The organism is Azospirillum oleiclasticum, from assembly GCF_013423485.1.
Lineage (GTDB): Bacteria > Pseudomonadota > Alphaproteobacteria > Azospirillales > Azospirillaceae > Azospirillum > Azospirillum oleiclasticum.
The window spans coordinates 71,332-93,361 of the sequence record NZ_JABFFR010000032.1 but is presented as its reverse complement, the minus strand read 5'-3'; the positions used below and the strand labels follow the sequence as shown (position 1 = coordinate 93,361).

20 protein-coding genes are annotated in these 22,030 nt (G+C 71.7%); 9 read left to right on the top strand and 11 right to left on the bottom strand.

The genetic code is table 11. The annotated features are described in order from the left end of the window. Nucleotides 1-18 precede the first annotated feature (18 nt). The 3 genes from rpoN to ptsN all read left to right on the top strand — a co-directional run bounded on the left by rpoN (nucleotide 19) and on the right by ptsN (nucleotide 2,798). On the top strand, nucleotides 19-1,578 hold the full coding sequence (gene rpoN, locus HL658_RS27280) for an RNA polymerase factor sigma-54 (protein ID WP_180285528.1): 1,560 nt from the start codon (nucleotides 19-21) through the stop codon (nucleotides 1,576-1,578). A 127-nt stretch (nucleotides 1,579-1,705) separates the two neighbouring features. Next, nucleotides 1,706-2,305 carry a ribosome hibernation-promoting factor, HPF/YfiA family gene (gene hpf, locus HL658_RS27275; protein ID WP_180285527.1) on the top strand — a complete coding sequence of 200 codons (600 nt, stop codon included), beginning with the start codon at nucleotides 1,706-1,708 and terminating at the stop codon, nucleotides 2,303-2,305. Nucleotides 2,306-2,339: 34 nt separating this feature from the next. Beyond that, the gene (gene ptsN, locus HL658_RS27270) at nucleotides 2,340-2,798 is read left to right on the top strand and encodes a PTS IIA-like nitrogen regulatory protein PtsN (protein ID WP_180285526.1); all 459 of its coding nucleotides are present in this window, start codon (nucleotides 2,340-2,342) and stop codon (nucleotides 2,796-2,798) included. Between the two features lie 104 nt (nucleotides 2,799-2,902). Here ptsN and HL658_RS27265 read toward each other — a convergent pair whose 3' ends face one another. Next, the gene (locus HL658_RS27265) at nucleotides 2,903-4,141 is read right to left on the bottom strand and encodes a helix-turn-helix domain-containing protein (RefSeq protein WP_246337936.1); all 1,239 of its coding nucleotides are present in this window, start codon (nucleotides 4,139-4,141) and stop codon (nucleotides 2,903-2,905) included. A 172-nt stretch (nucleotides 4,142-4,313) separates the two neighbouring features. After that, nucleotides 4,314-6,596, bottom strand: coding sequence for a phosphoenolpyruvate--protein phosphotransferase (gene ptsP, locus HL658_RS27260; RefSeq protein ID WP_246337934.1), 2,283 nt, complete (start codon nucleotides 6,594-6,596; stop codon nucleotides 4,314-4,316). Nucleotides 6,597-6,712: 116 nt separating this feature from the next. Between ptsP and HL658_RS27255 the strand changes: the two genes are divergently transcribed. Continuing rightward, nucleotides 6,713-7,519, top strand: coding sequence for a DUF2189 domain-containing protein (locus tag HL658_RS27255; protein ID WP_180285524.1), 807 nt, complete (start codon nucleotides 6,713-6,715; stop codon nucleotides 7,517-7,519). Between the two features lie 7 nt (nucleotides 7,520-7,526). Here the strand turns inward: HL658_RS27255 and HL658_RS27250 are convergent, their stop codons facing one another. Genes HL658_RS27250 through HL658_RS27240 form a run of 3 tightly spaced genes read right to left on the bottom strand, consistent with a single transcriptional unit; the run spans nucleotide 7,527 to nucleotide 10,962 of the window. Continuing rightward, nucleotides 7,527-8,612, bottom strand: a complete 1,086-nt coding sequence (locus HL658_RS27250; protein ID WP_180285523.1) for an alpha/beta hydrolase family protein — start codon at nucleotides 8,610-8,612, stop codon at nucleotides 7,527-7,529. Between the two features lie 60 nt (nucleotides 8,613-8,672). Then, nucleotides 8,673-9,692 carry an NAD(P)H-dependent flavin oxidoreductase gene (locus HL658_RS27245; RefSeq protein WP_246337933.1) on the bottom strand — a complete coding sequence of 340 codons (1,020 nt, stop codon included), beginning with the start codon at nucleotides 9,690-9,692 and terminating at the stop codon, nucleotides 8,673-8,675. Nucleotides 9,693-9,726: 34 nt separating this feature from the next. After that, nucleotides 9,727-10,962, bottom strand: coding sequence for an aspartate kinase (locus HL658_RS27240; RefSeq protein WP_180285521.1), 1,236 nt, complete (start codon nucleotides 10,960-10,962; stop codon nucleotides 9,727-9,729). A 181-nt stretch (nucleotides 10,963-11,143) separates the two neighbouring features. Between HL658_RS27240 and ubiG the strand changes: the two genes are divergently transcribed. After that, on the top strand, nucleotides 11,144-11,935 hold the full coding sequence (ubiG, locus tag HL658_RS27235) for a bifunctional 2-polyprenyl-6-hydroxyphenol methylase/3-demethylubiquinol 3-O-methyltransferase UbiG (RefSeq protein WP_180285520.1): 792 nt from the start codon (nucleotides 11,144-11,146) through the stop codon (nucleotides 11,933-11,935). Between the two features lie 22 nt (nucleotides 11,936-11,957). Here ubiG and HL658_RS27230 read toward each other — a convergent pair whose 3' ends face one another. Genes HL658_RS27230 through dgcA form a run of 3 tightly spaced genes read right to left on the bottom strand, consistent with a single transcriptional unit; the run spans nucleotide 11,958 to nucleotide 14,469 of the window. After that, nucleotides 11,958-13,136 (bottom strand): aminotransferase class V-fold PLP-dependent enzyme, encoded by a 1,179-nt coding sequence (locus HL658_RS27230; protein ID WP_180285519.1) that lies wholly within the window; start codon nucleotides 13,134-13,136, stop codon nucleotides 11,958-11,960. Continuing rightward, on the bottom strand, nucleotides 13,133-13,483 hold the full coding sequence (locus tag HL658_RS27225) for a cupin domain-containing protein (RefSeq protein WP_180285518.1): 351 nt from the start codon (nucleotides 13,481-13,483) through the stop codon (nucleotides 13,133-13,135). The genes HL658_RS27230 and HL658_RS27225 overlap by 4 nt, the downstream gene beginning before the upstream one ends. Next, the gene (dgcA, locus tag HL658_RS27220; RefSeq protein ID WP_180285517.1) at nucleotides 13,480-14,469 is read right to left on the bottom strand and encodes an N-acetyl-D-Glu racemase DgcA; all 990 of its coding nucleotides are present in this window, start codon (nucleotides 14,467-14,469) and stop codon (nucleotides 13,480-13,482) included. Before dgcA ends, HL658_RS27225 begins: the two co-directional genes overlap by 4 nt. Before the next feature lie 102 nt (nucleotides 14,470-14,571). On the opposite strand from dgcA, the gene HL658_RS27215 reads away from it, so the two are divergent. Further along, on the top strand, nucleotides 14,572-14,715 hold the full coding sequence (locus HL658_RS27215) for a hypothetical protein (RefSeq protein WP_180285516.1): 144 nt from the start codon (nucleotides 14,572-14,574) through the stop codon (nucleotides 14,713-14,715). A gap of 88 nt (nucleotides 14,716-14,803) precedes the next feature. Here HL658_RS27215 and HL658_RS27210 read toward each other — a convergent pair whose 3' ends face one another. Beyond that, nucleotides 14,804-15,994: a class I SAM-dependent methyltransferase gene (locus HL658_RS27210; RefSeq protein ID WP_180285515.1), complete on the bottom strand. Its 1,191-nt coding sequence runs from the start codon at nucleotides 15,992-15,994 to the stop codon at nucleotides 14,804-14,806. Between the two features lie 149 nt (nucleotides 15,995-16,143). Here HL658_RS27210 and HL658_RS27205 point away from each other — a divergent pair, with 149 nt between their 5' ends. Then, nucleotides 16,144-18,003, top strand: a complete 1,860-nt coding sequence (locus tag HL658_RS27205) for a hypothetical protein (RefSeq protein ID WP_180285514.1) — start codon at nucleotides 16,144-16,146, stop codon at nucleotides 18,001-18,003. On the opposite strand, the gene HL658_RS27200 is transcribed toward HL658_RS27205, so the two are convergent. After that, nucleotides 17,984-18,769: an FkbM family methyltransferase gene (locus HL658_RS27200; protein WP_180285513.1), complete on the bottom strand. Its 786-nt coding sequence runs from the start codon at nucleotides 18,767-18,769 to the stop codon at nucleotides 17,984-17,986. The two genes, HL658_RS27205 and HL658_RS27200, sit on opposite strands and share 20 nt — an antisense overlap. Before the next feature lie 189 nt (nucleotides 18,770-18,958). Between HL658_RS27200 and HL658_RS27195 the strand changes: the two genes are divergently transcribed. After that, nucleotides 18,959-19,825, top strand: coding sequence for a PIG-L deacetylase family protein (locus tag HL658_RS27195; protein WP_180285512.1), 867 nt, complete (start codon nucleotides 18,959-18,961; stop codon nucleotides 19,823-19,825). Continuing rightward, nucleotides 19,822-20,982 carry a glycosyltransferase gene (locus HL658_RS27190; protein WP_180285511.1) on the top strand — a complete coding sequence of 387 codons (1,161 nt, stop codon included), beginning with the start codon at nucleotides 19,822-19,824 and terminating at the stop codon, nucleotides 20,980-20,982. The genes HL658_RS27195 and HL658_RS27190 overlap by 4 nt, the downstream gene beginning before the upstream one ends. Here HL658_RS27190 and HL658_RS27185 read toward each other — a convergent pair. Further along, the gene (locus tag HL658_RS27185) at nucleotides 20,967-21,935 is read right to left on the bottom strand and encodes a phosphoribosyltransferase family protein (RefSeq protein WP_180285510.1); all 969 of its coding nucleotides are present in this window, start codon (nucleotides 21,933-21,935) and stop codon (nucleotides 20,967-20,969) included. The genes HL658_RS27190 and HL658_RS27185 overlap by 16 nt on opposite strands. Nucleotides 21,936-22,030: the final 95 nt, after the last annotated feature.

Here is a 22,030-nt window from a genome sequence, read left to right as displayed (position 1 = left end):
CGAATTCTTTCCCGGCCCATGGCGCTCACCCAACGTCTCGACCTACGGCAGACGCAATCCCTTGTGATGACGCCGCAGTTGCAGCAGGCGATCAAGCTGCTGCAGCTGTCGAACATGGAATTGTCGGACTTCATCGATCGCGAGATCGAGCAGAACCCGCTTCTGGAGCGGGACGAGAGCGACCGGGATGGCGGCGACCGCGAGCTGGGCGAGCGCGCCGCGGCCGCTAACAGCGAGGCGCCCGAGCCTCCGGGTGAGGATGGTCCTCCGCCGCCGATGGACACGCGGACCCGCGACACGGTGGACCTCACCACGTCCGACACCATGGGGTCGGAGACCCCGCTCGACACCGATTACGAGAACGTCTACGGCGACGACCGCTTCTCCGACGGGACGGAGGGCTCGTCCGACATCTATGGAGCCTATGGGGAGCGCGGCGGGCGCGGGTCGTTCGAGGACGACGACTCCAACCTGGAAGCGACGCTCTCCGGTGCCGTGTCCCTGCGCGACCACCTGATCGGCCAGCTCAATGTGGATCTTCCGGACGGTGGCGACCGGCTGATCGGGCTGGCGCTGATCGATATGGTGGACGAGGCCGGCTATCTCTCCGCCGATCTCGTTGGGCTTGCGGAACAATTGGCGTGCGGTCTTGATCGTATCGAAGCCGTTCTGGCCCGCGTCCAGCGCTTCGACCCGTCCGGCATCTTCGCCCGCTCCCTCAAGGAGTGCTTGGCGATCCAGCTCAGGGAGCGCAACCGGCTGGACCCGGCGATGGCGGCCCTGCTCGACAACCTGGATCTGCTGGCGGCCCGCAATCTGGCCGGGCTGATGAAGGTCTGCGGCGTCGATGCCGAGGACATCGCCGACATGGTGTCGGAGATTCGGACGCTGAATCCCAAACCGGCGCTCGCCTTCGACCACAGCCCGGCGCAGCTCGTCACCCCCGACATCCTGATGCGGCCCAGCCCGGGTGGCGGCTGGCTGATCGACCTGAACCCGGACACATTGCCGCGGGTGCTGGTCAACCAGCGCTATTTCGCCCGCATCTCCACCGAGGTGCGCTCCAAGGCGGAGAAGGAATACGTCAGTGAACGTTTCCAGTCCGCCAACTGGCTGGTCAAGTCCCTGCACCAGCGCGCCACCACGATCCTCAAGGTGGCGGGCGAAATCGTGCGCCAGCAGGATGCCTTCTTCATCCACGGCGTCTCGCATCTGCGCCCGCTCATCCTGCGCGACATCGCCGAGGCCATCGGCATGCACGAGAGCACGGTGAGCCGCGTCACCACCAACAAGTTCATCGCGACGCCGCGCGGGGTGTTCGAGCTGAAGTATTTCTTCACCTCCGCCATCCAGGGCGCCGATGGACAGGCCGCCCATTCCGCCGAAGCCGTGCGGCACCGCATCAAGACGATGATCGACCAGGAACCTCCCACCGATGTGCTTTCCGACGACAAAATTGTCGAAATTTTGCGTGGGGAGGGGATCGACATTGCGCGGCGGACGGTCGCGAAGTATCGTGAAGCGATGCGAATACCGTCATCGGTGCAGCGGCGTCGCGCGAAGACGTCCGGCATGTAGTGCGGTACTCGCGAACCGGGCGGTCGTTGACAGCCTTGACGGCCCCCACTAAGGTCCCCGCCCGCACGGTGTGGGCGGGCCCCGTCCACGAAAGTCCGTTGCGGGCCACTTTTGGAACCTTTTGAACATGCAGCTCACCGTCAAAGGCAAGCAGCTTGACGTCGGCGACGCTCTGCGCACCCACGTCGCGGACAGCCTGAACACCGTCGTCGGCAAGTACTTCACGAACTCGCTGGAGGCGAACGTCGTCTTCTCGCGCGAGGCCAGCCTGTTCAAGGCCGACATCCAGGTCCATGTGGGCCGCAACATCGTGTTGCAGAGCGTCGCGGAGGCCCACGAGCCTTACCCCGCTTTCGACACCGCCTGCGAAAAGCTCGGCAAGCGGCTGCGTCGGTACAAGCGCCGTCTGCGCGATCATCACAACGGTGATGCCCAGCATGAGCCGGTGCCGGCCCGCTACCAGATCCTGGAAGCCGAGCCCGACGACCACCATGTGGAGGCCGAAGATGCAGCGCCGGACGCTGCCCAGCCCATCGTGGTCGCCGAAATGCAGACCAGCATCGACACCCTGACGGTCAGCGAGGCGGTGATGCGGATGGAACTGGCCGAGCTGCCGGCGCTGATGTTCCGCAACCGCGCCCATGGCGGGTTGAATCTGGTCTACCGCCGCAAGGACGGCAATGTGGGCTGGGTCGATCCGACGGGCGTGCAGAACACCGCCGCCTGACCGGGCGGCGGTTTTCGCAACCATCCGAAGCGTCATGCTCGATCTCATCACCCCGCACGCCATCCTTCCGAACCTGAAGGCCGGCAGCAAGAAGCAGGCCCTTCAGGAGATCGCCCGCAGGGCGGCGGAGCTGACGGGCCAGCACGAGCGCGCCATCTTCGACGTCCTGCTGGAGCGCGAGCGGCTGGGGACCACCGGCGTCGGGCACGGCATCGCGATTCCGCACGGCAAGCTCGCCAGTCTGGATCGCGTGCACGGCCTGTTCGCCCGGTTGGAGCGACCCATCGACTTCGACGCCATCGACGAGCAGCCGGTCGACCTGATCTTCCTGCTGCTTGCCCCGGAGCACGCGGGCGCCGACCATCTGAAGGCGCTCGCCCGCGTGTCCCGCCTGCTGCGCGACCAGTCCATCTGCGAGAAGCTGCGCGGCTCGGAAAGCGCCGACGCCATCTACGCGCTGCTGACGCAGCACGAGGCCAATCAGGCGGCGTGAATCCACGCCACTCCGGCCGTCTTTAAACCGATCTTACCGTCTTGCCGGGCGGCCGACGTTGAGCCTGCGGCTTTGCCTGGGCCCAACGTCAGCGGCATCACGCGTCAATGCGCGGTGCCGCTGCCCTGACGCGCCGGCGGCGGGTCGAGCGGCACGTCGCGCAGGACCTGACCGACGGCACCCATGGGCGGGCCGTCCACCCCGTCGGTGACGACGATCAGGCCGCCGGCGTTGCCGGTGCGCACGCGGATGCCCGGCTTGTCGGGCACGCGGTAGACATCGCCCGGCCGCAGCACGCGGGTAAACAGCAGCTCGTTGGTGCTGGTGTCGCGCACCTGGATCCAGCTGTCCTGGGTGGCGCGGAGCTGGATTCGCGCCTGCGCCGTGGTGTTGCCGAAGACGCGGGTGGGCGCCGCGGCCGTCTCGGGCGGGCGGGCGGCCGGGGCTGCCGCGGGGGCTGGCGGGGTGAGCGGCGTCGGCTCCTGGGTCGCGGCGTCCGGCTCGTCGTCCTCGGGTGGGGGGAGGGTGGCCGTCTGCGGCTGTGCCGCCGGTGGGGCGACGGCCGGTGCCGGTGCCGGTGCGGGTGCGGGTGCCGGTGGGGCGGAGCGCGCGGGCGCGGCGGTGGTGGCCTGTGGCGGGACGGCTGGCGGCGGCGAGGCGGGTGCGGCCGGGGTCGCTGCGACGGGAGGTGGCGCGGTCGCTGCGACGGGAGGTGGCGCGGTCGCCGCTACGGGCGGCGGCACCGCCTTGGGGGCCGCGGCCGGCGGGGCCGTCGGCGCGGTGGCCGCGGGCGGCGGGGCGACCGGCACCGTCACCGACGGTGCCTCCGCCGTCTGTGTCGCGGCGTTCCCGGACCAGGGCAGGGCGTCGAGCAGCGACACCAGCCGGTCGGGCAGGGCGGGCACGTAATCCACCATCGAGCGGTCGGTGGCGGAGAGATAGTACCAGCCGCCATAGGCGATTCCGGCCAGCACCAGCGTGCCCAGCAGGATCGTCCCGCCCGGCATGCGCCCTTCCGGCACGGGGGTCGGGAAATACAGCTCCGGCCGGCGGCCGACTCCCGACGCCTCGTCCTTGAAGCGGCGCAGCACCATGTCGGCGTCGAGTTCCAGATGCTCCGCGTAGGAGCGCAGGAAGCCCGCGGCGTAGGCGTTGCCGGGAAGGTCGGAGAAGCGGCCGTCCTCGATCGCCTGCAGATAGACGAACCGGATCCGCAGGGTGTTCGCCACCGTCCGCAGATCCTCCCCGCGGCTGAGCCGCGCGTTGCGGAGAATCGTGCTGACGCCAGGACCGTCCGGCGCAACCGTCGCCTCGCGGTCGAAGGACTCGGATACCTTGCGCATGCGCTCGCCCATGGAAATCAACCGTCTCGTCGCCTGCGGCATCGGGGCTGCCGGCGTCCGCGCCGGCTCCCCCTAGGTACGCCGAACGCTTCGCCGGTGCAATCGGGGGGCTGCCGTCCGCCCTGTTTTATACGCACACGTGGCCGCACCGGGTGACAAAGCGTGGAGCGGCTCAGATGAGGATGCCATGGTCGAGCGCGAAGGCGCGCAGTTTCGGCCGTAGGCTGTGGTCCCCGCCCTGGGTGAGCTGGACCAGATATTTGCGCAGCGCCGCCACGTCCAGGCTACGCAGCATGGTCTTCACCGGGCCGACCGACTGCGGCGCCATGGACAGGGAGCGGAAGCCCAACCCGATCAGCGTCATGGCGTCCAGCGGCCGGCCGGCCATCTCGCCGCACACGCCGATCGGCTTGCCGGCATCGCGGCTGGCCTCGACCAGCCGGCGCAGCAGGGTGAGCATCGGCGGCGACAGCGGGTCGTATCGGTTGGCCGTGCGCGGGTTGCCGCGATCGCTGGCGAACACGTACTGCATCAGGTCGTTGGACCCGACCGACAGGAAATCAACCCGCTGCAGCAGCGCCGGAAGCTGCCACAGCAGCGACGGCACCTCGATCATGGTGCCGACCCGGACGCGCGACGGCGGCTCCGCCCCGCGCCGCTCCAGCCAGCGCAGCTCCAGATCCAGGATGGCACGGGCGGCGTCGAACTCCGCCACCTCGGCGATCATCGGGAACATCACCGACAGCGGCCGCCCGGCCGCCGCCCGCAGCAGGGCGCGGAGTTGCTGGCGCAGCAACGATGGGTGGTCCAGTCCGATGCGGATGGCGCGCCAGCCGAGCGCCGGATTCTCCTGCGCCCCGGCGGAGATGTAGGACAGCATCTTGTCGCCGCCGACGTCCAGGGTGCGGAACAGCACCGGCTTGTCGCCCGCCTCGTCGAGGACGCGGGCGTACAGCTCGGTCTGCTGCTGTACGTCGGGGTGGGTGTGGCGGACCATGAAGGGGATCTCGGTCCGGTACAGCCCGATCCCCTCCGCCCCGCTGGCCGCCAGATGCGGCAGGTCGATCAGCAGGCCACAGTTGAGCTGGATCGAGATCGGCACCCCGTCGCGCGTCACCGACGGCAGGGAGCGGGTGGCCGCGTATTCCTGCTCGCGCCGCGAGCGGGTCGCCATGCTCTCGGTGAAGGCCATCTGGATGTCTTCGGCCGGGCGCACGAAGACGGCGCCATGGTCGCCATCGACGATCAGATGGTCCAGCGGCTCGATGCGGGTCAGCGCGTCGGCGCATTGCACCACCGGGATGTCCAGCGCGCGGGCGACGATGCAGACATGGCTGGACGGCGATCCCTCCTCCAGGATCAGCGCACGCAGCCGCTTGCGGTCGTAGTCCAGCAGCTCCGCCGGTCCCATGGAGCGGGCGACCAGAACCAGATCCTCCGGCAGGGTGCCGCCGTCCGCCTCCGACCGCTTGCCGGCCAGATGCTGGAGCAGCCGGTTGGACAGATCCTCCAGATCCAGCAGCCGCTCGCGGATGTAGGGATCGGTCAGATGGCTCATGCGGGCGCGGGTGTCGTTCTGCACCTGCTGCACCGCGGCCTCCGCCGTCAGGCCCATGTGGATCGCCTCGCGGATGCGCGACAGCCAGCCGCGGTCCTCGGCGAACATCCGGTAGGTCTCCAGGATGTCGCGCGGCTCGCCCAGCCCGGCCAGGGCTGCGGCGGCCAGCAGATCGTCGATGGCGCTGTGCATGGCGCTGAGCGCCCCGGCCAGCCGCTCCAGCTCGCGTTCCGCATCGTCGGCGACCATCTGCCGGATGGTGAGCTGCGGCCGGTGCACCAGCGCGTGGCCCATCGCCAGCCCGGCGTTCAGCGGCACCCCCGACAGCCGTGCCGGCAGCAGGGCCGCGTCGCCAGTGGAGAACACCTCCTGCGGGTCGACCAGCTCGCCCTGCGCCACCAGCTCGGCGACGATCATGGCGATGGTCTGGAGGGTCTCGACCTCCTCCTCGGTGTAGTGGCGGCGGTCGGCGTGCTGGATGACGAGCACGCCGCGCACCTTGCCGCCGCGCAGGATCGGCACACCCGCCAGCGACTGGAAGGGGTCCTCCCCGGTTTCGGGGCGGTAGGCGAAGTTGGGGTGGGACGGCGCGTTGTCCAGCGCGATCGGCCGCGCGTGCGCCGCGATGTCGCCGACCAGACCCTCGCCGACGCGCAGCCGGGTCTTGTGCACCGCGTCCTTGTTCAGGCCGAGGGTGGAGAACAGCTCCAGCACCTCGCCCGCCCGCATGACGTAGCAGGAACAGACATCGGCCACCATCTCGGCCGCGATCAGCATGACGATCTTGTCGAGCCGGTCCTGCCCCGTGCCCGATCCCGCCATCACGTCGCGCAGCCGGGCCAGCAGCCTGCGCGAGGCCGCTCCGGTGCTGCTCAGGGTGGTGTGCATGCCTTCCATGAGCCCGGTCATTCCCATGGGGCGGGGGGAATTGCAAGGGGTGTTGTGCGGCGCGGCTTGGCCCTGGTTAGCGGCGTGTGCTAAACTGTCGTCATAACGGACGATTGGTGGTGCCAATGGAGCAGGTTCGACAGGTCGTAACCGCCCACACTCCCTATGGCGGTCTCCCCTACGCCGACCGCGTGCGCGAGGTGGAGGCGGCGCGGGTCTTCCACTGGCTGGCGGCGGGTTGGGCCGACATGCGGGCCGCCGGCTGGGTCAGCCCGGCCTATGGGCTGATGTTCGTGGCGATCGGACTGGGGCTGACCGCCGGTCTGGCCTGGGCGGAGATGTCGTACCTGATCGCGCCGATGATCGGCGCCTTCCTGCTGGTGGCGCCGCTTCTGGCGCTCGGCCTCTACCGCATCTCCTGGGACGTGGCGGAGGGGCGGCGGCCGGGCTTCGGGCGGGCGCTGACGGCGTGGCGCCGCAACCCCTACCACATCCTGACCGCCGGCCTGATCCTGATGCTGTACGTCATGATCTGGGCGCGGATGAACGTGATCGCCTTCGCGCTGTTCTTTCCCTACGTGTCGATGAGCCTCGCCAGCTTCCTGCAGCAGACGCTGACGCTGGACGGCATGGTGTTCACTCTGTTCGTGACGGTGCTCGGGCTCGGATTCGCCACGGTGGCCTTCATCAGCAACGTGACGGCGCTGCCGATGATGCTGGAGCGCAAGGTGGACATCTTCGCCGCCGTGCTCGCCTCCGCCATGGCGGTGGCGCGCAACCCGCGGACGATGGCGCTGTGGGCGGCGCTGATCGTGCTGGTGACCGGCGTCGGGCTGCTCAGCGTGGTCGGGCTGGCGGTCACCCTGCCGCTGATCGGCCACGCGAGCTGGCACGCCTACCGCGATCTGGTGAAGGCCGACGACGAACCCTGACCCGCCGCTACTCCTCCGACACCACGCGGCAGGGCTTGGCGGTGAATTTCCGGCAGGTTGCCAGCGCCGCGTCGCGCGCCTCGTTCAGGGTGCGCAGGCCGGAGCGCCAGCCGAAGGCGCCGTCCTCCGCGGTGGCGAAGGCCTTGTGCGGCACGCCGCGCTGAAAGGCCGGGAAGCTGTCCAGCGCCTTGCCCACCAGACCCGCCGGCACCGCCGCTGAGGGCCGGGGCGGGATGGGGGTGGCCCTCGCCTGCAGGCCGTTGGCGGCCAGGAACCGCTCGACCGTCGGCAGCCAAGCCGACGGTTCGCCGCGGGAGAACAGGAAATGGCCGTCCTCGCCGAAGGGCGGCATCATCACCAGCTCCGCCCGTCCACCCCCCGCGGTGAAGGCCGCGTGCAGGCGTCGCGCCAGCGCCGGCCCGAAGAAGCGGTCGTTCTCCGCATACATCCACAGCATCGGCACCCGCGCGCCGCGCGTGGCGTAGAACTCGAAGGCGTCGGCCAACCGGTCGGGCTGGCACACGTCGTCCGCCGCGCGCGAGCCGCGACCGCCGGCGAAGCTGATCACCGCCTTCAGCCCCGGCGGCGGCTCCATCGCCAGCGCCACGCTGGCGAAGCCCCCGGCCGACTGCCCCACCGCCACGACCCGCCGCGCGTCCACCGATGGCAGGGTCCCGGCGAAGCGCACGACCTCCCGCAGATCCTCCGCACTCTCCAGCCCGGCGCCGATGTATTCCCGCTGCTCGCACGGGCCGGAATACTCGGCGTACGCCCCCCCCGACAGACCATACCCCCGCCGCATGGGCACGATCACCGCCCAGCCCCGCCGCGCGAACTCCAGCGCCTGCGGCAGCATGCCCGTCGGCATCATGGTCTTGCGCGCGTCGGCCTCCCGCGGCGTTCCGTGGCTGAGGACCAGCAGCGGGAACGGCCCCCCCGAATCGGGCCGCGCGATGACCGCCTCCAGCGTGACGCCTACCACGCCCTTCGGCGTGGAAAACCGCGCGGGAATGTCGATGTGCTCCCACGTCACGGACTCGGCGTGTACGGGGAGGGCGAGGAGGAGTGAGAGCAGGAACAGCAGGGCGGGCATGGAGGTGTCCACGGTCGGCGAAGGGAGCCGGGCGGATGCCGGCGCCATACCCCGAAGGTATTACGCTGCGCCGCGCCGCTCCAGCGCCGTCACCGCCTGGGCCATCAGTTCGCCGATGATCTCCGCCACCGGCTGCTCCCGGGTGACCAGACCCACGCTCTGGCCGGCCATCAGGGAGCCGTTCTCGACGTCGCCGTCCACCACCGCGCGCCGCAGCGCGCCGGCCCAGTAATGCTCGATCTCGAGCTGGGCCTCCTCGCGGGTCATCTCGCCCAGGTCGACCTTGTTGATCAGGACGCGCTGGGCTTCCAGGAAGCGCTTGGTGCCCTCGTTGGTCAGCGCTCGCACGGGGATGACGGGGAAGCGCGGGTCGATCTGGACCGAGGGCTGGGCGTCGCGGGCGGCGGCGCGGATGAAGGCCTGCTTGAAGCGGGGGTGCGCGACGCACTCGGTGGCGCAGACGAAGCGGGTGCCGATCTGCACGCCCGCCGCCCCCAACTCCAGGAAGGACAGGATGGCCTCGCCCCGGCCGATGCCGCCGGCGACGAAGACCGGGACCTCCGTGATCTCCGGCAGGATCTCCTGGGCCAGCACCGAGGTGGTGACAGGGCCGATGTGGCCGCCGGCCTCCGCCCCCTCGATCACCAGCGCGTCCACGCCGTTGCGCAGCAGCCGCTTCGCGGCGACCAGCGCCGGGGCGAAGGCCATCACCTTCGCCCCATGGTCCTTGATGCGCTTGACGGTGGCGCCGGACGGCATGCCTCCGGCCACCACCACATGACCCACCGCGTGCCGGCCGCAGACATCGACCAGAGCGTCCAGATCCGGGTGCATGTTGATGAGGTTGACGCCGAAGGGGCGGTCGGTCAGCGCCCGCGTCGCCACGATCTCCGCCGCCAGCCGCTCCGGGTCCATGGAGCCGCAGGCGAGAACGCCGAAGCCGCCGGCGTTGGAGATGGCCGACACCAGATGCCGCTCCGACACCCAGGTCATCGCCCCGCCCATGATGGCGGTGGGGGTGCCCAGGAACGCGCACCCCCGCTGCCAGAGCCGGTCGAGCCGCGCCGCGCCGTCGCTCATGCCCGGCTCTCCCCTCAGTTCGGTCGGACCGCGGTCAGGCCGCGTCGAGCCCGTAGGCGGTGTGCAGCGCGCGCAGGGCCAGCTCGGCATACTCCTCGGCGATCAGCACGCTGATCTTGATCTCGGAAGTCGAGATGACCTGGATGTTGATGCCCTTGTCGGCCAGCGCCTTGAACATGCGCTGGGCGACGCCGGCGTGGCTGCGCATGCCCACACCGATCACCGACACCTTCACCACGTTGCTGTCCGACACCAGCCGGCGGTACTTCACCATGTCCTGCGCCTCCTCCAGCACCTTGACGGCGCGGGCGAGGTCGGCCTTGCCGACGGTGAAGGTCATGTCGGTGGACTTGCCGTCCTCCGACACGTTCTGGACGATCATGTCCACGTTGATGGCGCCGTCCGTCAGCGGGCCGAAGATGGCGGCGGCCACGCCCGGCCGGTCCTCGACGCCGATCAGCGTCACCTTCGCCTCGTCGCGGCTGTAGGCGATGCCGCTCACAACTTCCTTTTCCACGATCTCGTCCTCGTCGACCACAAGTGTTCCCGGAAGCTCGCTGCCCGCCGCCTTCTCGAAGGTGGAGAGCACCTGCACGCGCACCCGGTGGTTCATCGCCATTTCCACCGACCGGGTCTGCAGAACCTTGGCGCCCTGGGAGGCCAGCTCCAGCATCTCCTCGTAGGTGATCTTGGACAGCTTGCGCGCCTTGGTCACGATGCGCGGGTCGGTGGTGTAGACGCCGTCCACGTCGGTGTAGATGTCGCAGCGGTCGGCCTTCAGCGCCGCCGCCAGCGCCACCGCCGAGGTGTCGGAGCCGCCGCGGCCCAGCGTGCTGATGCGCCCGCGTTCCGACAGGCCCTGGAAGCCGGCGACCACGGCGACCTCGCCGGTGTTCATGCGCTTCTCGATCTCGGTCGTGTCGATGGACACGATGCGCGCCTTGGCATGGGTGTCGTCGGTGCGGATCGGAAGCTGCCACCCCTGCCAGGAGCGGGCCGGGATGCCGATCGACTGCAGCGCGATCGCCAGCAGGCCGGTGGTCACCTGCTCGCCGGTGGCGACGACGGCGTCGTATTCGCGCGCGTCGTGCAGCTTGTCGATCTCGGTGCAGTACTTCACGAGCTGGTTGGTCACGCCGGACATCGCCGACACCACGACCGCCACCTGGTGGCCGGCCTTGACCTCCTGCTCGATTTTGCGCGCCACGTTCTTGATCCGGTCGATGTCGCCGACCGACGTGCCGCCGAATTTCAGAACAATACGCGCCATTCCTTACACCATCCGTCTTGCGGCCGGTCCCTTGCCGGCCGTTTCCCATGCCTTTGGCGGTTGCCGCCGCAAGGCCGCGTATCCATACTTCCAAAGGTCGGGCGAGGCAAGGATGCCCGGATCCGGATCGTCATGCCCGCGTCACGGAACCACAAGAATCAACGGAACTCGGAACGCCCCCATGACCGCCGCCCACACCGCAGCCTCCGCTTCCGCAGCCCCCGCGTCCGGCGCCCATTCATCCGGGACCGTGGACCGCGACGAGGTCGCCCGTTTCTCCGCCATCGCCGCCGAGTGGTGGGACCCGGCCGGCAAGTTCAAGCCGCTGCACCGGCTGAACCCGCTGCGGCTGGGCTACATCCGCGACACCGCCTGCCGCCGGCTGGGCCGCGACCCGCTGTCGCGGGCGCCGCTGTCGGGGCTCAGCCTCGTCGATATCGGCTGCGGCGGCGGGCTCCTGTCGGAGCCGCTGGCCCGCATGGGGGCGGACGTGACCGGCGTCGATGCGGCGGAGCGCAACGTGAAGACCGCCGCGGCGCACGCGGCGGAGAGCGGCGTGCCGGTGGACTACAGCGCCACCACGGCCGAGGACCTCGCCGCGGCGGGGGAGCGTTTCGACATCGTGCTGGCCATGGAGGTGATCGAGCATGTGGCCGACGTGCCGCTGTTCGTGAAATCCTGCGCGGCGCTGCTGGCACCCGGCGGGGTGCTGTTCCTGTCCACCATCAACCGCACGCCCAAGGCCTTCGCGCTCGCCATCGTGGGCGCGGAGTATGTGCTGCGCTGGCTGCCCCGCGGCACCCACGACTGGCGCAAGTTCCTGCGCCCGTCGGAGGTGGGGGCCGCGTTGCGGGCCGAGGGACTGGCGTTCCGCGACGTGACCGGCGTGACCTACAACCCGCTGACCGACGAGTTCCGCGTCAACCCGCGCGACCTGGATGTGAACTACATGGGCTGGGCGGAGCGGGTGTGAGGCTCCACGCGGCCGCCATCCCTCACGGCGCCAGCGCGGCGACCGCCTCGGCGAACAGTTCCAGCTCGGCCTCGGTGTTGTAGTAGTGGGGGGAGGCGCGGACGACGGCGGCCAGACCGCGGGCGTCCATGTCGAAGCGGGTGCTTGACGCGCGGGAGACGGAGACGTTGAAGCCCTTCGCCCCGACCGCCGCCTTCACCGCGTCGGGGTCCACCCCGTCCAGGGTGAAGGTGACGATGCCGCAGCGCTCCGCTCCGAGGTCGCGCAGCGTGACACCGGGGACGGCGTCCAGCAACGTGCGCAGCCAGCCGCCCAGGCTCCACACCCGCTCGCGGATCGCCTCCAGCCCCCAGTCGAGCGCGTAGTCCACCGCCACGCCCAATCCGATGCGGGCGGCGACGTTGCTTTCCCAATACTCGAAGCGGCGGGCGTCGGGGCGGGGTTCGTAGCGGTCGGGGCCGGCCAGCGTGGCGCCATGCAGGTCGAGCACGCGCGGCTCCATCCCTTCCAGCCGCTCCCGCCGGACGTAGAGGAAGCCGGTGCCGCGCGGGCCGCGCAGGAACTTGCGGCCGGTGGCGGTCAGGAAATCGCAGCCCAGCTCGTTGACGTCCAGCGGCATCTGCCCGGCCGCCTGGCAGGCGTCGAGCAGGTAGGGGATGCCGTGCATCCGGGCGATCCCGCCCACCGACGCGGCGGGGTTGACCAGACCGCCATTGGTCGGGATGTGGGTCAGCGCGATCAGCTTCACCCGCCCGTCGATCATGGCGTCGAGCGCCATCACGTCGGTCTGCCCGTCCGCGTCGTCCGGGATCACCTCGATCTCCGCGCCGCTGCGCCGGGCGGCCTGCAGGAAGGCGATGACGTTGGATGCGTATTCCGCCGTGCCGGTCAGGATGCGGTCGCCCGGCTGGAACTCCAGCGTCTGGAAGGCGAGCGCCCAGGCCACCGTGGCGCTCTCAACCAGCGCCACCTCGTCGGTCCCGCAACCCAGAAGGCGGGCCACGGCGGCGTAGGTCCGCTCCACCCCTCCGGCGTTGCGCGCCGCCGCCTCGTAGCCGCCGATCTCCTCCTCCAGCGCCAGATGCGCGAAGACCGCCTCCGTCACCGGCTGCGGCGGCAGGGCGGAGCCGGCGTTGTTGAGGTGGACGACGTGGGCGGTGCCCGGTGTTTCGGCGCGTGCGCGGGCGACATCGATGCTCATGGTGCCTCGGGACCGGGAGGGAGATGGACGGCGAGCCAGATGGTGGCCGCCTCCCGATCCGTCCAGGCCACACGGTGTCGCACATGCGCGGGGATGTGCGCCCAGTCGCCGGGGTCCAGCCGGCGCACCGGTTCTCCCTCGATCTCCAGCCCGGCCGCACCGGACGTCACCAGCACGAACTCGTCCCAGCCCTGGTCGTACCAGAAGCCGGGCGGGCTGGCCTGCCCGGTGGAGACGATGCGCTCCACCCGCACCCCCTCCGCGGCGATCAGCGTGTCGAAGCGCTCGTCATGTTGCGGCAGGTCGGGGATGCCGGCGGACAGCCGGCCGAAACGGGCGCCCCTCATCCCCACAGCTCCGGTTCCGGCGGGTGGACCAGCGCACCGTCGTAGCGCAGCGCCGGCACCCGGTCCGCGGCCAGCAGCAGCGGCCCGTCGAGGTCGACATAACGCACGCCCTGCGCGGCGAGGCAGGCCGGCGCCATGGCGAGCGAGGTTGCCACCATGCAGCCGACCATCACGTCGAAGCCGGCCGCGCGCGCCGCCGCGGTCAGCGCCAGGGCACCGGTCAGTCCGCCGGTCTTGTCGAGCTTGACATTGACCACCTGGTACAGGCCCTTGAGCCGCTCCAGCGATTCCGGCCCGTGGCAGGACTCGTCGGCGCCCAGCGGCACCGGGCAGGCCACCCCGCGCAGCGCCTCGTCGGCGTCGGCGGGCAGCGGCTGCTCGATCATCTCCACCCCCAGATCCGCGAAGGCGGGGGCGAAGCGACGCAGGTGGTCCAGCGTCCAGCCCTCGTTGGCGTCGACGATCAGCCGCGCGTCCGGGGCGGCGGCGCGCACCGCGCCCACCCGCTCCAGATCGCCGTCGCCGGTCAGCTTCATCTTGAGCAGCGGGTGGCGGGCGGCGACTGAGCGGGCGGCCTCTGCCATCGCCGCCGGCTCATCGACGCTGAGGGTGTAGGCGGTGACCAGCGGCACCGGCGGTCCGGCCAGCCCGGCGAGGCGCCAGGCGGGGACGCCGCTGCGCTTGGCCTCCAGGTCCCACAGCGCGCAGTCCAGCGCGTTGCGGGCGGCCCCCGGTTCCATGGCCGATTGCAGCACCGCGCGGTCCAGCCCGGCGGCGACGGCGCCGGCCATCGCCTCCAGCGCCGCGACGACCGCCGGCACGCTCTCGCCGTAGCGGGCGTAGGGCACGCATTCGCCGCGCCCGCTGGCGCCGTCTTCCTCAATCACCGCGACCACGACCTCGGCCTCCGTCTTGGCGCCGCGGGCGATGCGGAAGGACCCGCGGATGGGAAAGCGCTCGGCGCGGACGGTCAGGTGGCGGCTCATGGTGAATCCGAAATGGGGGTGGACGATATCCGCGGTCTTGACGCGGTCGGGGGATGTGTCACGATGTCACATCGGGTTCAACAATGGAAAGGAGGTGATCCAATGTCTCATGGAGCCAAACCGGTGGCAGCCCTGCTGCTCGGTCTCGCCGTTCTCCTGAGTGCCGGGATCGCCAGCGCGTGCCCGGCCCACGAGAGCCATAGTGCCGAGGTGACGGGCCAGACCACGGCCTCGCCGCGCGGCTGACCTCCGGTCGCACCATGTTCCGGACGGGCCGTCCCCTCGTGGGGGCGGCCCGTTCCGCGTTTCAGGGGCCGCATTTCGGGGGAGGTGCTCAGGGGTATGGCGCCTCGCAGCCGGACACCGGGACCAGCTCCGCACCGAGTCCCAGCCGTTCCAGGGTGCCGGCGATCTCCGCCAGATACTCCGGGTTCATCACCAGCACCGTGTCCGGCGGTGACGCCGCCAGCGCCTCCGGCGGAAGCGTCCGCTGCCCGGTGCCGGGGATGTGGGTCCCCGCCTTGCGCGGGTTCACGTCCACCGCGACGTCCAGTCCCGACCCCGCCCGCAGCCCGAGCATGTTGAGGAAGGTGACGCCCTTCGACCCCGCCCCCCACAGAGCGAGCCGCAACCCCTGCCGCAGCCGCCGCTCCACGAACCCCCGCCACCCCTCCAGCATGGCACGGTGGCGCCGGGGGTAGGCGGCGAAGGCGTCCAGCAACTCGCCATCCGGCAGCACGGCGTCGGCGGGACCGGAGGTGGCCTCCGTCCACAGGAACTGCCCGCCGAACGCCGACCGCGGCGGCGTGCCCCGCAGCCCAGCCAGCGCCAGAGCCGTGGACAGCGAGGGCGGGGTGAACAGGGACACATGCTCGTAGACGAGGTCCCATATCCCCAGCCGCTCCACCGTGAAGCGGCCGTCGGGGACCTCCAGATAGAGGGCCGCATTGCGCCCTTCCCCGACCATCACCAGGAAGCCGACGGGGTCCGTCAGATGCTCCAGCACATGGCGGGCGCTGAGCAGCCGCGCCTCCGGCACGTCACCGGCCCGGAAGGCCCGGCCATGGACGGTCAGGGTGCCGGCCGCCACCGGCTCTCCCCGGATGTCCGGCCGGCCGGGGTCGAATCCGATGCCGTGGGCCACCCCCGCCTCGCACAGCCGCCGCAGGAATCCCGCCAGCCCGCAGCCGATGTCCACCACTGTGCCCCCGGCCAGCGCGTAGCGCTCCACCAGCCGCTCCACGGTGCGGTCCTGGTGTTCCCGGAAGCGGGGCGAGAAGTCCAGCGCGTTCTCGTACCGTTCGTCATAGCCGAGCCGGTCGGCCTCGAACGCGGCGTTGAACACATGGCCGCAGTCGCGGCAGGCCGTCAGCGCGATGTCGCCCCGCGGCACGCCCAGCGCCTCCGCCTCCGAGGCGGCCGGCACATTGCAGGCCAGCGGCAGGTCGCGCAGCCGTGCCAGCTCGGTCAGATCCGCCCCGCCGCAGACGAGGCAGCGCGGGGTGTCGGTGCGGGGGTCGGGCATGGTGTCTCGCCTCTCGCGGCAGTGTCCGCGGGCAGGATAGGCGGGCAATCCAGGGCATTCCCGCTGCCAACCGGGGCAGAGCCTCGGGCTCCCGGATTACCCGTTCCGCGGCGTTGCGGTGGCCCGCCGCCCGCCGCGACAGTGCGGTCATGCCGCCCATGGACCACCGCTACGACCGATCCGCCCATCCCGCCCGCACCGTCCGGGACGTGGAGGGGGTGGTCACGGTCCGTGACGGCGCGCTGCGCATCGCGCCGCTCGCCAGGCCGGGCTGGGGGCGGGCCGGTGTCCACCTTGACGCGGTTCCGGCCGCGGACGGGCTGGTGCTGGCCGTGGGGCTGCTCAACGGCCACAACGGCTCCGCCCCCTTCCGTCAGCGCGACCTGCTCCGTCAGGTCCGGCGCTGGGTGCTCGGCAGCGGCATCGATCCGCTGGCCACCCGCCTGCGCCGCTGGCCGAGCCGCCCCGTGCGGGAAAGCGTGCTGCGCCGGCTGGCCTGCTGGACCCGCGCCCTGCTGCCCGGTCCGGACGCCGACGCTCTCGGCGGCAACGCCGCCGTCGGCTGGTACCCCGAGCCGATGCCCGACGATCCCACCCGCTGCGGTCATGGCTTCGTGATCCGCGGGGCGGAGGCCCGGAACGGCACGCTGCTGGCCCGCGTGGACGGCCGGCTTTTGCCGGTCGCCGAGGATCTGCCGAACATCCCGCTGCTCCTCGTGGTGGCCTTGCGGCCGGAGGGGGCCGTCTATCTGATGGCCGACGCCGAGGATCCGGGTTGGCTGCGTCCGCTCGCGGTGGACCCGGCGGTCACGACCGGGCCGCAGGTCCCCGCCTTCCAGCAGAGCGTGCTTGGCCAGATCGGGTTCAGCACGGACACGGTGCTGTACGGGATGACGGTCGCCCGCTGTCCCGGCCTGCCGCCGGGCGTCACGCCCACCGAGCCCTGCGGCCTGATCAGCGCCGAGCTGGAGGTTCTGCGGGCGGGCGCCGTAGCCTCCCTGGTCTGGCGCAGCCTGGACGCCGGCAACCATGTCCGCCTCGACCTCCGCCCCGAGGGGCTGCGGCTCCATGTCCGGAACGGGGGAACCGACCGGCTGGCGGCCAGCGTGCCGAACGCCCTGACACCGGGCCGCCACAGCGTCCAGCTCCGTGACGACGGCCGGCGGATCGCGGTGGCGGTGGATGGGCAGCGGCTCGACGGGCTTTCCATCGATGATCCCGTCCACGCCGGCGGCGGCTGCCTCGGCTACCCCGACGCGGCGGCGGCCGGCATGGCGGTCCGGCGGTTCACCGCGTACCCGCGCCGCATCCCGGTGCCGGCCGCTCTGGCGGTGCCACTGCCCTGGGTCCCGCAGGGCTCGGTCTCCCTGGTCGCCGAGCGCTTTGCGGGCCCGTGCGCCGACCTCGACGGGCAGCCGTTGGCCGGTGGTGGGGCGTGGCGCAGGCTGGTGGGCGAGGGCGGCATCGGGTCGGACGGGAGTGGGGCCATCGTCCAGGCCGGACCGGACCGTCCGGCCCCGGGCCGCACGCTGTACGGCATCGACTGGCCCGATCCGGACTTCGCCGATCTCGAAGCCGTCATCGTGCCCCCGCCGCTGACCGGGCGGGGCGGGGCGAACAGCCGGGCCGGGGTGGTGTTCTGGCAGGATCCGGCGAACCACGTCGTCTGCAACCTCTGGCTCAACGGCGGCGACCGCAGCATGCCGGAGACCTATGGCTCGGTGTCCTGCTTCTTCTACCGCAACGGGTTCGAGGACGTGTACGACGCGGTGTGGACCAACGTGGGCGGGCGGCTGCGCCATGGCGAGCCCGCCACGCTGCGGGTGGCCTGCGACGGGCGGCGCTTCACGGCGTGGCTCGACGGGCGCGCCGTCCTCCACCGCGCCTTCGGCGACGTCTACGCGGACTTTCCGTCCCTGGCCATCCGCCGCGTCGGCATCGGGGTGAACTGGGAATGGGGCACCGACACCGGCAGCCGGTTCCGCAGCTTCACCGCGCGTCGCCGCTGACCGTGCCCAGGCCGTGCAGCACGGCCCAGCCGCCGGCGGGGTAGGCGGCAGGCAGGGTGTCCACCCCATAGCCGTGCGCCGCCAAGGCCGCGGAGAGATCGGCGAAGCGCCGTTCGGCCTCGTCGCGGGTCGGGGCGTCCACCTCGAACAGGATGGCGGGGTGGTGGCGGGCGATGGTGCCCCGCATCCCGTTCAACGCCTCGGCCTCGCTTCCCTCGACGTCGATCTTGATCAGGCCGGGAGGCGGCAGGCGGTTGCCGGCCAGCAGCGTGTCCACGGTCACCACCGGCACGGTGATCCGCCCGCAGGCGTCCGGCGGGACCGGCGCGGTCGACAGGGCGGCACCGCCGTTGTGGCGCGCCAGCACCAGCTCCCCCGCCCCGTCGACGGCGCCGGCCGCCGCCTCCACCACCGTCACCCGCGGCAACCGGTTGAGGGCGGCGTTGGCGCGGATCAGGGCGGCGTTCGCCGGCACCGGCTCCACCGCCAGGACCCAGCCGTCCGGCCCGACCGCAAGGCCGGCCAGCAGGGAGAAGAAACCGATGTTGGCTCCCACATCGACGAAGCCGTCACCGGGCCGGAGCCGCTGCGCCAGGGCCATCTGCACCGGCTCCTCGTAGCGGCCCGACAGCATGGCGCGCGGGGCGCCGTCGAGCCGAAGCCGCAGGCCCGCGGCCGGGCCGTGGCGGATCCGGCCGGTCAGCGGCACGCCAATGCCGGCGGCGGCAGCGGCGGCGAACTTCAGGATCCTGCCGCGGCCTGCCATGACTGCTCCTCGCTCAAATTCGCGACAATTTTTCCACAGGCACTGATACGGCTGACAACGGGGCTTCCGGCATGCCCGGCGTTCCGCCGGGGCACCACCATCGTCGGCCGGATCCGACGGGATGGGTCGTTGAAGGCGTCCGGTTGCGGTTCCTAGGTTGTGGACGGGTTCCACGGCGGGAGGTGTGCGATGACGCGCTCGGGAAACACCGCCGCCACGCGCTCCGGCCTTCCGTTCGCGGCGTCGGCCGTGCTCGACGGCGGTTTCGCCCTGTACCACCGGCTGCTGCTGGCCCGGCCGCGGGACCCGGAGGTTCCGGCGGCGGATGTCCCGGCCCTAGTCCTCGCCCCGCATCCGGACGACGAGACGCTCGGCTGCGGCGCGCTGATCGCCCGCAAGGCGGCGGCCGGGGCGCCGGTCACCGTGGTCTTCGCCTGCGACGGGCGGCACTCGCACCGGTCCGGGCTCGTCCCCCCCGACGCGCTGGCCGCACTCCGCCGCCGCGAGGCGCTGGCCGCCTGCGCCCGGCTCGGCGTCGGGGCGGAGCGCGTGGGCTTCCTCGACCATGAGGACGGGCGTCTCGCCGACGCCGGCGGCGCCCTTGCCCGGCGGATCGCCGGGCTGGCCGAAGCCTGCGGCGCGCGGGAGCTGTTCGCCCCCTCCGCACAGGACGGGCACCCCGACCACCGGGCGCTCAGCGCGGCGGCACGGGCGGCGCTGGCGGGCCTGTCCCGGCACCCCGTCCTCTACGAGTACCCGGTCTGGTTCTGGGACGCGCGCGCCTGGGTGGAACCGGGGGCGCCGCGCTGGCGGCAGGCGGCGCAGCTCGCGGTCCGGCCGCTCGCCTTCCTGGCCGGTGCCCGGCCGGCGGTGGTGGCGGCCGGGCCCTTCCTCGACGCCAAGCGGCGGGCGCTCGCCGAGCACCGCAGCCAAGTGGAGAACCTGACGGGGGAGCCCGGCTGGGCCACGCTTCCTTCCGGCTTCCTGCGCCACCTGATGGCGGCGGAAGAGATCTTCTTCCGGATCCCCGGTCCCAGCCCCGGCGCTCCGCCATGACCGCCGCGACGCTGCGCGTTCTTCATCTTCTGCCCGACCTGGCCATGGGTGGCGGGCAGCGGGTGCTGCTGCGGCTGCTGGAGGAATTCGCCGGCCGCGGGGCGGAACACGCGGTCGCCGCCCTTGCCGGCGGCCCGATGGAGGATGCCTTCCGCGCCACCGGGATGCCCCTGCTGATCACCGGCCGCTTCGGGCAACTGCGCGCCTTCACCCGGCGGTTCGGGGCCGATATCCTGCACACCAACGGCACCCCCTACGACCGCGCCTTCGGTCAGCTCGTCGCGGCGACCTTGCGGCTGCCGGTCGTCAACACCTTCCACGGCATGCCGCCGGGCCGCATCCCGTGGCCCCGGCGGCCGGGCGACGCCGCACCCTTCCTGCGCAACCGGGTCATGCACTGCGCCAACCGGCTGCTCACCGGTCTCAATCTGGCCGAGGCGGTGGCGGTCTCCACCCCGGTCGCCGACGCCTACCGGCTCTGGCTCGGCCTGCCGGAGGAGCGGGTCACGGTCATCCACAACGGGTTGCCGCCCGCGGCCTTCGCCGTGCCGTCCGAGGCGGAGAAGCAGCGGCTGCGGGCCGGGCTGGCCATCACCGGCTGCGCGCCGGTGCTGATCGCCGTGGCGCGGCTGGTCGAGGGCAAGGGTCATGCCCTGTTGCTGGACGCGCTGGCCGGCCTGCTCGACCGCCGGCCCGGCGCGGTCCTGGTGCTGGTCGGCGACGGGCCGCTGCGCGGCGCCATCACGGAGCGGGCCGCCGACCTCGGCATCGGCGGGCAACTGCGGCTGCCGGGCACCCGCACCGACGTGCCGGCGCTGCTCTCGCTGGCGGACGTGGCGCTCAGCGCCTCGGCCTTCGAGGGGTTCGGGCTGGCGGTGCTGGAGGCCATGGCCCAGGGGCGCCCGACCGTCTCCTTCGATCTTCCGTCGCTGCGCGCCTTCGTCGAGGACGGGCGGAGCGGCATCCTGCTGCCACCTGGCGACGGGCGGAGCATCGCCGCCGCGGTGGACGCGCTGCTCGACGCCCCCGACCGGGCCGCGGCGATCGGCAGGGCCGCCCGCGAGCGTGCCGCGGCCTTCACCGTGGCGCGTCAGGCCGACGCGCTGGAGGCGGTCTACGCCCGCGCCGCCGCCCGCCGCCGTCAGCGGGCGGGATGACCGATCAGCAGCCGCTTCACCCGCTTCTTCATCAGGCTCAGCGGCGTCTTCATGTGCCAGCGCATGGTCCGCGCCATGGCGACCACGTCGAGCCGGTCGGGCAGATGCAGCGTCATGTCGTGGGTGCACAGCACCGGCTTGTGGGAGAGGCGGGCGATCTGCCGCGCCTGCTCCGGCTCGCTCTCGTAGAAGAGCGGGGCCCCGGTCTCCATGTAGACCCTGGCCTTGTGGACGACGTGGGCGCCCTGCCGCCGGCGCTCCTCGGCGGTGGGCAGGTTCACCAGATGCAGGGTGCCGTACTCGATGCCGTTGGCGGCCAGCCAGGCTTCGGTCTCCGGCCGGTAGCGCTCCAGCCGGGCGGACACGATGTGGGCGATCCGCCGGGTGGGGCGGACGTGCGGACGGGCGCAGCCGAGGAAGGCGCGGTAGCGCTCGCCGTCGTCGTTCTCCTCCTCCGTCGGGTCGGCGCAGAGGATGCCGTCCATGTCGAAGCAGGCGCCTTCGACCAGCACATGGTGGAAGGCGTTCCACTCGAACAGCCGCGGCAGCGGCATGATCGAGAAGTAGAGGTCGACCTTGTCGGTCGCCTCCGGCACCACGATGGCCGCGCATTCGGTGATGCGGCCGGTGTAGCCGGCGTCCCGCAGGCGCTTGACCGCGCTGCGGATGGACCCGCCCATCAGCGCGCTGTCGTCCACCAGCAGGATCGAGCGCGCCTGCATGGGCGATGGCGGCACCGCCACCGCCGGCCGCGTGCTGCCATGCCCGATCGGCTGGTCCACCAGGAAGCCTTCGAGATCGACCACCACGCGGTTGAGATAAAGCCCGATCATGTAGGCCGGTATCATCCCGCTGCGCGGAATGCCGACGATCAGGTCGACGTCCCCCGGCACCCGATGGACGTTCTCGCGGATCATCTCCGCGAGCCCGGCGAACGACACGAATCCCATCATCCCTCTGCCCCCGTGCCCCGTACGGTGCCTTTGCACCGCACGTTGGCCGCCGCCCGCCGCCCGGGCAAGCGTGGGAATGGGGTAGAGGCCGGGGG